At 70.7% G+C, this 10,915-nt stretch carries 9 protein-coding genes; 2 read left to right on the top strand and 7 right to left on the bottom strand.

Annotated elements, in window-relative coordinates:
* From AB0J09_RS41265 to AB0J09_RS41250, 4 genes are all read right to left on the bottom strand, one after another.
* On the bottom strand, positions 1-1,328 hold a 1,328-nt coding region (locus AB0J09_RS41265), incomplete at its 3' end, for a DUF6421 family protein (protein WP_360703562.1).
* 75 nt (positions 1,329-1,403) lie between these two features.
* A complete protein-coding gene (locus tag AB0J09_RS41260; protein ID WP_360703560.1) occupies positions 1,404-2,060 on the bottom strand; it encodes a response regulator transcription factor in 657 nt (218 codons plus the stop codon).
* A 69-nt stretch (positions 2,061-2,129) separates the two neighbouring features.
* Positions 2,130-3,818 carry a protein kinase gene (locus AB0J09_RS41255; RefSeq protein ID WP_360703557.1) on the bottom strand — a complete coding sequence of 563 codons (1,689 nt, stop codon included), beginning with the start codon at positions 3,816-3,818 and terminating at the stop codon, positions 2,130-2,132.
* Positions 3,818-5,281: a zinc ribbon domain-containing protein gene (locus AB0J09_RS41250; protein WP_360703555.1), complete on the bottom strand. Its 1,464-nt coding sequence runs from the start codon at positions 5,279-5,281 to the stop codon at positions 3,818-3,820. The genes AB0J09_RS41255 and AB0J09_RS41250 overlap by 1 nt, the downstream gene beginning before the upstream one ends.
* A 104-nt stretch (positions 5,282-5,385) precedes the next feature.
* On the opposite strand from AB0J09_RS41250, the gene AB0J09_RS41245 reads away from it, so the two are divergent.
* Positions 5,386-7,419, top strand: a complete 2,034-nt coding sequence (locus tag AB0J09_RS41245; RefSeq protein ID WP_360703552.1) for a hydantoinase/oxoprolinase family protein — start codon at positions 5,386-5,388, stop codon at positions 7,417-7,419.
* On the top strand, positions 7,404-9,104 hold the full coding sequence (locus tag AB0J09_RS41240) for a hydantoinase B/oxoprolinase family protein (protein WP_360703550.1): 1,701 nt from the start codon (positions 7,404-7,406) through the stop codon (positions 9,102-9,104). Before AB0J09_RS41245 ends, AB0J09_RS41240 begins: the two co-directional genes overlap by 16 nt.
* Here the strand turns inward: AB0J09_RS41240 and AB0J09_RS41235 are convergent.
* The 3 genes from AB0J09_RS41235 to AB0J09_RS41225 all read right to left on the bottom strand — a co-directional run.
* Positions 9,047-9,640 carry a Uma2 family endonuclease gene (locus tag AB0J09_RS41235; protein WP_360703547.1) on the bottom strand — a complete coding sequence of 198 codons (594 nt, stop codon included), beginning with the start codon at positions 9,638-9,640 and terminating at the stop codon, positions 9,047-9,049. The genes AB0J09_RS41240 and AB0J09_RS41235 overlap by 58 nt on opposite strands.
* 63 nt (positions 9,641-9,703) lie before the next feature.
* Entirely contained in the window at positions 9,704-10,342 is a 639-nt protein-coding gene (locus tag AB0J09_RS41230; protein WP_360703545.1) for an adenosylcobinamide amidohydrolase, read from the bottom strand.
* Positions 10,339-10,915: ABC transporter ATP-binding protein (locus tag AB0J09_RS41225; RefSeq protein WP_360703542.1), on the bottom strand; the 577-nt coding region annotated here is incomplete at its 5' end. The genes AB0J09_RS41225 and AB0J09_RS41230, both read right to left, overlap by 4 nt.

Here is a 10,915-nt window from a genome sequence, read left to right as displayed (position 1 = left end):
GCGGCCTCGCGGTCGGCGAAGATCCCGCCCCAGGTGAAGCGGGCCGGGGCCTGCCGCACCGCGACCGTCTCGGGGAACAGCACGGCGGAGTGGGTGTCGTAGCCCGAGGTGAAGTCCTCGAACGCGATCGGCACGAACATCGGGTTGTCGTAGCCGCCCGCCTCGAGCTCGGCCAGCCAGTCCGGCCAGATCGTGCGGATCCAGACGGCTTCGAGGTTGCGGTCGGGGTTGCCGTTCTGGGTGTACATGGGGAACACCACGACGTGCTCCAGGCCGTCCACGCGCTGGGTGTCGGGGTGGAAGCGGTCGAGCGAGTCGAGGAAGTCCGGCACTCCGAGGTCCTGCGCGGCCCACTTCGCCAGGTCGTCCTGGACGGCCTGAAGGTACGCGGCGTCATGCGGGAAATATGGCGAAATTTCGCCCACCAGTGTCCCGATCTCGGTCACCAGCGCCTTGGCCCGCTCCTTGTCCTCCGGCACCGAGCCGTCCTTGACCTGGAGCGGCCTGAGCTCCTCCACGGCCGCCTTGAGCCGGGCGAAAACGGCCGCCTTGGCCTCGTCGCGGCCCTCGGCAGCGCCACCGGCGTCCGGGACGCGGGCGGCCCAGGTGACCGCGTTGCCCCAGAGGCGGCGGTGGTCGTAGTCCTCGATGGAGTCGTCACCGAAGAGGTCGGAGTCGGCGAACGCGACCACGCGCCCCCGCCCGTGCCGGACCGCGACGGCCAGCGGCGCACCCGCCGGGTCGGCGGTCGGCGAGGAGGCGAACAGCACCTCCGACTCGCCCGTGATCGTGAGGACCCCGGTGCGGTAGAAGCAGGCCGAGCGGACCCCGGCGAGCAGGCCGGAGGTGGTGGCGGGCTCGGCGAGCACCCAGGTGGCCACGCCCCGGTGCGCGTGCTTGGGGTCGCGCACGGTCGCGTGCTCCACGCCCACCCCGAAGCGGGCAAGCAGCTCGCGCAGGTTGTTGCCGTACTTGTCCTGCTCCTCCTCGGCCAGCACCACCAGTCCGCCGCCACCGGCCACGAAGGACTCGATCGCGTCCAGCTCGTCGGCGGTGAAGACGGGGCTGCCCTGGCCGGTGGTGCGTTCCCAGCGCTCCCCTGACGGGTGCGCGATCACCAGGACGTCCTGCTCCGCCAGGACCTCGGGCGTGAGCCCGCCCGACGTGCGGGCGGTGACCGTGTGCCCCAGGTGCCGCAGCACCCCGGCCGCGCGCGCGTAGCTGTTGTCGTCAGGGTGGGCGGGGTTGATGGCCTCCGCCACCTCGCGGCGGACGGTCCACGACTCGCTGTGGGCCTCGTCGAACAGCACCCGAGGGAACGCTTGCATGAAATATCTCCCGTATCTACCGCCTTATGCAGAAAAATATACACATAGATCGGCCATGCCCCGTCAAACCCTCACTCAGGCGGTGCCGGGCTGGACGACTCCGGTCTCGTACGCGAAAACCACGGCCTGCGCCCGGTCGCGCAGGGACAGCTTCATCAGCACGCGCGCCACGTGCGTCTTGACCGTGGCCTCCCCCACGTACAGCTCCCTGGCGATCTCCGCGTTGGTGAGGCCGCGGGCCAGCAGCCGCAGCACCTCCAGCTCGCGCGGCGTCAGCTCGGCCAGCCGGGGCGAGGGCGTCGGCTCGGCCCGGCTCGCGAACGTGGCGATCACCCGGCTGGTCACAGCCGGGTCGAGCAGCGCGTCACCGGAGTGCACCACCCTGATCGCCTCCAGGAGCTGCTCCGGCGGCGACACCTTCAGCAGGAACCCGCTGGTGCCCGCGCGCAGAGCGGCGTAGAGGTTCTCGTCGGTGTCGAACGTGGTCAGCGTGATGACCTTGGGCGGCGACGGGGCGTCAAGCAGCTCCTTGGCCGCGGCCAAACCGTCGAGCCTGGGCATCGAGATGTCCATGAGGACGATGTCCGGCCGCGTACGCCGGGCCACCTCGACTGCCTCGCGCCCGTCGGAGGCCTCGCCGACCACTTCCATGCCGGGGTCGCTGTCGACGACCATGCGCAGCCCGGCTCTGACCATCGCCTGGTCGTCGGCGATGACTATGCGAATGCCCACACGCGGAGGGTAGACGCCGGGTGCCCGCTTTGGACACCCAGGCCAAGCCGCCCGCAAGTGAGTCACAAGTCACGACACCTGGACGCTCTGCCTGATACGGGCCTGGGTGGCGTCGTCGCAGGCGGTCTTGGCGCAGAAGTACATCACGAGCATGGTCTTGGGCTGCCGGTCGATCACGTAGCTCACGAAGCCCAGCCTGGTGCCGCTCGCGGGGTCGTGCAGGGCGCCGTCGAAGCGGGTGGCGGGGCTGGTGCCGGCCTGGTCCTGCACGGGCTTGCCGACGTCGACCTCACCGGGCAGCAGGGCCTCCATCTTGGCCTTCATCTGATCGGAGGTGCCGCTGGCGTCGAGGGTGTCGGAGACCTGGACGTACACGCCCGAGGCGCTGTCGGGATCGTCCGCGACGATCTGGGAGACCGCCGTCCAGTCGGCGCCCGGGCCGGCCACGAACAGGGACTCGAACTCGGGCGCGTGCGGCGAGACCACCGCGAACAGGTCCTGGTGGGTACGTACGGTCCAGTCGCCCGGATACTCGAACGTGAGTGGCGCGGCGGCGCTGGTCTTGTAGTGGGACCAGGTGTCGCTGCGGTGGTTCATGATGATCATGATGACCAGCGCGAGCGCCGCGACGGCGGCGACCAGCGTGGTGGCCACGATCGGGACGCGGCCGGGGCGCCTCGTGGTCGCGGACGGCTGCGTGGGCGGCGAGAGCCGGGACCCGAACCCCGGCGCCGCGTGGGGCCCGGACGTCGGCCCCGACGTCGGCGCCGCGTGGGCGCCGGACGTCGGCGCCGGAAGAGGCCCCGCGGAGGGACCCGTGTGCGGGCCCGAAGGCGGCCCGGACCCGGGCACGGGATAGGGCCCCGAAGGGAGGCCCTGACGCGGCACGAAGTGGGCGCCCCCCATCGGGTCGGACTGGAGCCCGCTGACGGCGTCACGCAGCGCGGTCACGAACTCCGCGCAGGTCGCATAGCGCTGCTCGGGCGACTTGGCCAGCGCCCGCATCATCACGGCGTCGACCTGCGCCGGCAGCTCGGGCCGCAGTTGCGACAGCGGCGCCGGCTGCTCGGCCAGGTGTGCCCAGAGCAGCGCGATGTCGTTCTCGCGCTGGAACGTCAGCTGCCCCGACAGCGCCTCGTAGACCACGCAGGCCAGCGCGTACTGGTCGCAGCGGCCGTCGATGTGCTCCTTGTTGATCTGTTCGGGCGACATGTAGCGGGGCGTGCCGATGAACTGGTCGGTCTGGGTCAGCCCAGAGATCGACGATCGGTGCTTGGTGATGCCGAAGTCAGTGAGGTAGACGTGGTCCCCGGCCAGCAGGATGTTGGCCGGCTTGACGTCGCGGTGGATCAGGTCGTGCGCGTGCGCGGCGTCGAGCGCGGCGGCGACCTGGGCGAAGATCTGGTTGGCCTGGCCTAGGGGCAGCGGGCCCCGGTCATAGAGGAGGCGGCGCAGGTCGAGGCCGTCGACGTAGCGCATGGCGATGTAGAGCACGCCGTCGGCGTCGGCGTTGGCCTCGTAGATGGGGATGATGTTGGGGTGCTCGATGCTGGCGACCGTCCTGGACTCCAGGATGAACCGCTGCCTGAACCGGTCGTCGACGCTCAGCACCGGATTGAGGATCTTCAGCGCCACCCGGCGGCTCAACCTGGGGTCGAGCGCAAGGTAGACGACGGCCATGCCGCCTTTGCCGACGATGTCCTCGATGTAGTACCCGGCCACCTCCTGGCCGATGAGCGATCTTTCGTTCAATGGCATCACGTCTCGATGGGGTGGCCGCAGTAGCCGCAGAAGCGATGCGCGGGCCCGAGTCGCATACCGCACGACGTGCAGTACTTGATCGCCGGATCCTGCGCGGTCATCACCTGCTGTTGCTGCGGGACCACTTGGAACGACTGCGATCGCCGTACGACCACGGTCTGGTTGGCGCCGTCGTCGAGCGGTGGGCCGGCCGCCAGCGGCTCTGGCAGCTCTTCCGGTCTTTCAGGAGCGCGGCGGCGCCACAGCAGATACGCCCCGCCACCGGCGGCTATGAAAAGTATCCCGGCCGCCAGGATGAACGGCCACAGCGGCGTGGACCTGGCAGGCGTGCTCGCCGCCTGCTTCGTGCCCTTGTCCTCGGGCCCGCCCCGCTTGGCCAGCGAGGTCTTCAGCAGGTCGGCGGCCACCACGTTGCCCGGATAGAGCTCGAGCACACGCTGGAAGCCGGGCGCGGCCTCGGTGTAGTACTTGGTGTGGTAGCGGGTCAGCGCCGCCTCGAACGCGGTGTCGATCGCGCCTCTGCGCGGCACCACCTTGGCCGCGGCCAGGATGCCGGTGACCTCCCTGATCCCGATCATCCTGCCTTCTTTGCCGCCGCCGACCAGCAGGCCGATGACGTGGCCGTCCTTGTCGCCGATCACCGGCGCGCCGATCAGGCCCTTGTCGGCGAGCCCGCCCAGCTTGACCGGCTCGTCGACCTTCTTCTCCGGGTCGGCGAACGGCCTGCCGTTCTCCCCGGCCACACCGCCCTTGCCCAGGTGGGCGATCTCGACGGTGTCCTTGACGTTCGGACCTGGTCTGCCGAGGAAGCCCGCCACGTTGGTGGGCGAGCCCTCCTGCTCGGGCACCTTGTCGGCGAGCGGCGCGGTGGGCATGCCGACGCCTCCGGCCGTGGGGGTCACCGGCACGAGCACGGCGGGGCTGTCGGGCGTCGGGCCGGCCTTGATGCACTTGACCTTGAAGCCGTTGGGGCTGGGGGGCGACACGTTGGGGTAGGCCGTGATCTCGGTGGTCACGTTGACGATGCAGGTCGCCGTGTCGGTCTTGGGCGGATAGCACTCTTGCAGGTGGTGGTCGAGCAGGTCGTCGGAGACGTGGTGCTTGGTGTAGTCGGCGGGGATCTTCACCTTGTGGTGCTCGGCGAAGATCTTGTTCGCCGCGTAGACGGCGACGTCGTCGGGGTTCACCGCCAGGCGCCTGAGCGCGACGATGGTGCCGTCGGGATTGACGACGGTCCCCGTGCCCGCGCCGAACGGGATGTCGTAGGACCGCTCCACATGTTTGAGCTCGCCGATGTGGTCGAGCAGGGTGATCTCCACGTGGGACACGGCTTCCAACCGCACCACGGCCGGGGTCACCAGGTCGGTGATCCCGCTGGGGTGCTCGTGAGCCGCGACCGGCATCGCGATCAGCACCAGTGCCGCCGCGACACCACCGGCAAGAGCTGTGAGGCGCGCCATCTCCGCTCCAAACGCAGGCCCTGGAACCAGGGTCCCAATCAGGTGCCGTAAGTCAATAGACCGCAAAATAGACAAGCGCTTGTTTGGTAGCGTAGCGTACCTGAATGGGCTACACGATCGGCGTCGATGTCGGTGGCACCTTCACCGATGTGGTCCTTCGTGGCACGTACGGCGCGGTTTCCGTGGCCAAATGTTTGAGCACCCACTACGACCCCATCGCGGGCATCGTGGCAGGCGTTACGCGCGCGCTCGGCGACCGCGACCCGGCGCAGGTCACGAGGGTGGTGCACGCCACGACGCTGGCCACCAACGCGGTGCTCGAACGCAAAGGGGTGCGCGTCGCTTTTGTCACGACCCAGGGCTTTCGTGCCGCCATCCCGCTCGGCCGCTACGCCCGCGTCGAGGAGGACCGCTACGACCTGCGCTTCTCGCCCCCTCCTCCCCCGGTGGCCGCGGGCGACTGCTTCGAGGTGGTGGAGCGCGTCTCGGCGCGCGGCGCCGTACTGACGCCCCTGGACCTTGACTCTGTACGGCACGTCGCCGCGGAGATCGCGGCGCGCGGGATCACGTCGGCGGCCGTGTGCCTGCTGCACTCGTACGCCAATCCATCCCATGAACGGCAGGTCGCCGCGATCCTCCGCGAATCAATCCCGAACGTGGTGACGTCGTCGGAGATCTGGCCGGAGATCCGCGAGTACGAGCGGGCCACCACCACCATCATGTCCGCATATATAGGCCCATTGATGGCGTCTTACCTTTCGCGGCTCCGGGAACGGCTGGCCGGGCTCGGGATCCACGCGCCCATCCACGTCATGGAGTCGAGCGGCGGCGTGATCTCCGCCGAACTGGCGGCCCGCCGAGCGGTGGCCACGATCGAGTCGGGCCCGGCCGCGGGGGTGCTGGCGGCGGCGGGTTCCGGGTTCGCGAACGTGATCTCGTTCGACATGGGCGGCACCACGGCCAAGACGTGCGTGGTACGCGGAGGGCGTCCGGAGATCACGCACGAGTTCCACGTGGGCGGCAAGGGCAGCTTCGGCGGGCGGCGCGCGGGCACCGGCGTGCCGATCAAGACCCCGGCCATCGACCTGGCGGAGGTGGGGGCGGGCGGGGGCAGCGTGGCCTGGCTCGACCCGGCGGGCGCCCTCCGCGTGGGCCCGCACTCGGCTGGCTCATCGCCCGGGCCCGCCTGTTACGGCCTGGGCGGCTCGGAGCCGACCGTCACGGACGCGAACCTCGTCCTCGGCTACCTCTCCTCGGCCTCGCTCCCTCTGTCGCCTGCCTTGGCCTGCAAGGCCCTCGACCGGCTGGCGTCGCCTTTGAACGTGTCCCGGGAGGAGGCCGCGTACGCCGTGCACGAGATCGTGAGCGCCTCGATGGCGTCGGCGGTGCACGTGGTGACGGTGCAGCGCGGCATCGACCCGCGCGGCTTCGCCCTGGTGGCCTTCGGCGGCGCGGGGCCCATGCACGCGGCCCGGGTGGCGGAGCGCTTCGGGATCGGGACGGTGGTGGTGCCCGCGTACTGCGGCGTGGCCTCGGCGGCAGGCCTCCTGTCGGGCGCCCTCTCCACTGACCGCGTCCTGTCGCGCCTGGACGCCCCGGACCCCACGGCCGTCTTCACATCCCTCGCCGCGGAGGCAGCCGCCGACCTGGGCGTCTCGCCTTCGGATCCCGGAGTGCTGGTGTCACGGTCGGTGGACGTCCGCTTCAAGGGCCAGTCCCACGACCTGACGGTGGAGTGGACACCCGAGCGCCCGGTGCTGGAGGCTCGTTTCTTCGAGCGGTACGCGGAGGTGTACGGCATCGCGCAACGGGGCGAGATCGAGCTGGTCAGCTACCGCGTCCGCGTCACCGTCCCCGCCGCCCCCGACGCCGTCCCCACTCCACACCCTCCAGGCGCCGGTGCGGCCGGAGCACCACGCAAGAGGCCGGGCAGCAGGCGGGCGTACTTCCCGGAGAACGGCGGTTACACCGAGGTACCGGTCCACACCAGGGACACCATGGGCGGCGACCCCCTTCACGGCCCCGCGATCATCGAGGACGCCGAGTCCACGATCGTCGTCCCGCCCGGCTGGACCGCCGCCCTGGCCGGGGCCCGTGCCGTACACCTCACCAGGAGCACGACATGCCAGACCCCCTGACCGCCGAGGTGCTCAGGAACGCGCTGGTCGTGGCGGCCGAGGAGGCCAGCATCGTGGTGGTCCGCTCCGCGTACTCGACGTTCATCGTCGAGGGCTCCGACGCCTCGGCCGCCATCCTCGACGCCCGGGGCCGCCTGATCGCGCACTCCATGGCCACCACGCTCATGAACAGCATGGCGCTCAAGGTCGCGCTCCCCGAGCTGCTCAAGGACATCCCCCCGGACACCATGAGCCCGGGCGACGTGTACGTGCTCAACGACGCCTACCGCGGCGGCGTGCACACCAACGACCTGCTCGTCTACCGCCCGGTCTTCGTCCAGGGCGTCCCGGCGTACTTCACCGCCACGATGATCCACGTCTCGGACCTGGGCGGCCTCTCGGCGGGCGGCATGGCCCCGCTGGCCACGGACATCTTCCTGGAGGGCCTCCAGCTCCCTCCGGTACGCCTGGCGACCGGCGACGGCCTCGACCCCGCCATCGAGGCCGTCCTCAGGGCCAACAGCCGCACTCCCGACAAGGTCATGGGCGACGTACGGGCACTGGTGGCCGGGACGGCGGTGGCCGCCGCCCGCCTGGAGAGCCTGGCCGGCGAGTACGGCGAGGAGGGCCTGCGTGCGGGCGTCGACGACTACCTGGACTACACGGAGGCCAGAACCCGCGCGGCGCTGGCCGAGCTGCCGCAGGGCCAGGTCAAGGCGGCTTACCCGATCGACGACGACGGCATAAACCCAGAAAGATCCCACTACATTCGCGTCGCCGTCACCCTCGGCGACGACCAGGCCGTGCTGGACTTCGCGGGCACGGACCCGCAGGTCCCGGCGGCGATCAACGCCTCGGCCTCGCAGTCCCTCGCCGCCGCCGTCTTCGCCGTCCGCTGCTTCCTGGACCCCACCATCCCCATGAACGACGGCTGCCTGCGCGCCATCGACGTGCGCCTCCCCGAGGGCTCCCTGCTCAACGCCCGCTCCCCCTATCCGTGCGGCGGCCGGTACGTCCCGATCTACGCCGCCATGGAGGCCGTCTTCCAGGCCATGTCGGACGCCGTCCCCGACCGCGCCATCGCCCCCAGCGGCATCCTGCAGCCGTTCTCGATCGCCGCCGTCGGGGCGCCGTACTGGATCCACCTCTCCTACGACTTCGGCGGCGTCGGCGCCCGCGTGGGCCTGGACGGCCCGGACGCGACGGGGGTGCACTTCGGCATCGGCCGCAACTCGGTGCCGCAGGCGGAGCCGGTCGAGAGCCGGTGCCCGCTGATCGTCGAGTCCATCGAGACCATCCCGGACTCCGGCGGCCCCGGCCGCTTCCGGGGCGGCCTGGGCTCCCGGACGGTGTACCGCTTCCTGGCGGACTGTCACGTCACGACCCGCGGCGACCGCCTCCGCCTCGCGCCCCCTGGCCGGGACGGCGGGTTGCCGGGCCGGCTCGGGGGGTTCTTCAAACGCCACCTGGACGGGACGGCGGAACGGCTGGCATCCAAGGTCAACAATGTACGGTTCGCGGCCGGGGAGGCGTTCATCGTGGAGACGACGGGCGGCGGGGGGCTGGGCGCGCCGGGCGAGCGTTCCCGAGAGGCGGTATTGGCCGACCTCGAGGCGGGGCGTGTCACGCCCAGAGGAGCGGTCGAGGATTACGGATTCGAGAGCCGGCGGCCGAACAACTCTGCGGGATCGAAGCTGACACGGTAAGGCGTCGACAGCGTGACAGTGGTCCCTGCCTTGTAGACGCTGGGGTCCCGGTAGGAGTCACCCTCGAGTTCGTGAACGTAGAGTGCCGGCCCTGGTTCGGGTTCGACGCGCCAGTAGAGGGGAATGCCCGCTGCCGCGTATGCCGCCGCTTTGGCCCCTCTGTCATGCATCTTGGTGCTCGGGCTGACCACCTCAACAGCCAGCAGCAGATCGCTGGGCGCGAACATGAGCCCCACCGACTCAGACGCCGCCTCGGGCACCACGACGAGGTCGGGGATGTAGAAATCCTTGTCGCCCGGGCAGACGTTAACGGTTGGCAATGCCTCCAGCCCAGGTGGCGCCGCATCGGTGAGGATATGCGCCAGCCGGTAGATGGCACGCTGGTGCAGGGGGGTGGGGGCAGGGCTCACTACTAGGCTCCCGTTGAAGAGCTCGTAACGATTCCCGTCGTCTGGGAGTTTGAGCAGGTCGTCGACTGTGTATGGCGGCGCAGGAAGGACAATCTTGCGCCTCGCGGTCGGTTCGATCGTCGCCATTGCGGTCACCCACTCAGTATCGGGAGTCTCGCCCTCGCCCACATGCTACTTGCCCAAATTCCGTCACTTAAAGTCACGAGGCCGCCACGCCGCAGCGCCCCTACGCACAGCCGTGTGCACCGCCCGGGCCAGCCGCGCCCCCCACTCCGAGCGCGGTCCGCCGAAAACCTCCGCAGGGCCCTCCGCCGGCACCGCCACGCACACCGCGTCCGACGCCGTCCCCGTGCACGGGAACCCGGCCTCGATCAGCGCCTGCGACTTCGCCTCCGTAACGGTCATCACCGCGTTGACCAGGGCGGCGTCCGTCATCGCCACCGGCAGCACGGCCACGATGTTGATGGTCCCCACCCGCATGGGCGCCAGCTCCGGGTCCGCGGTCCCCTCCGGGGCGGCGGCCCAGGTGGGGACCCGCAGGCCGACGGTCGCGCAAGCCTCCACGCCGCCGTCCGAAGCCTCGACGTAACGGTCGACGGAGGCGGCGGTCAGCATGCCGACGCCGTCACCGCCGGGGCCTAACGACACCAGGTGGTCGACCGGGTCCATCCGCGAATAGCCCGCCACCACCTGAGCGTTCAGCACCCACTCACGGACCCCGATGCCGCCGCCGAGCAGCGCGGAGGAGATCATCCGCCACCCCGGCCCGAACTCCCAGAGCAGCGCCCCCAGCCGCGCCCCGTCCTCCACCCGATACGTGAGCTTCACGGTCCTCCCCTGACCAGGTGCACGACGGGCCGGCCGTCCGGCCCTGGCTCGATCTTGACATGGGCGTCGAAGTGCCGTCCCACCAACGACTCGGTGAGCACCTGGGCGGGCTTGCCCGAGGCCACCGCGCGCCCGCCGGCCAGCAGGAGGAGGGCGTCGGCGTAGAGGCCCGCGACGGTCAGGTCGTGCAGGGTGGTGACGACGGTCAGGCCGTCCGCGCGGCGCAGCCGGTCCACCAGCTCCAGCACCTGCTGCTGGTGACCGAGGTCCAGGGCCGTCGTGGGCTCGTCGAGCAGCAGCACGGGCGCCTGCTGGGCGAGTGCCCTGGCCAGCACCACGCGCTGGCGCTCGCCGCCGGACAGCTCCCCGACGCGGCGCATGGCGAGCGCGGTCAGGTCGAGCCGGTCGAGCACCGACGCGGTCACCTCCCGGTCGTGCGAGCTCTCCCGGCCCAGATACGGGATGTACGGGGTACGCCCGAGCAGCGCGTAGTCGAAGACCGTCATGTCGGGCGGCAGGGCGGGGGCCTGCGGGGCGTAGGCGAGCAGGCGCGCCCGTTCGCGCGGCTTGAGC

It is taken from the genome of Nonomuraea sp. NPDC049784, assembly GCF_040659615.1.
Classification (GTDB): domain Bacteria; phylum Actinomycetota; class Actinomycetes; order Streptosporangiales; family Streptosporangiaceae; genus Nonomuraea.
Note: the sequence above shows the minus strand (reverse complement) of the source record. Positions and strands in the feature narration are given on the sequence as shown.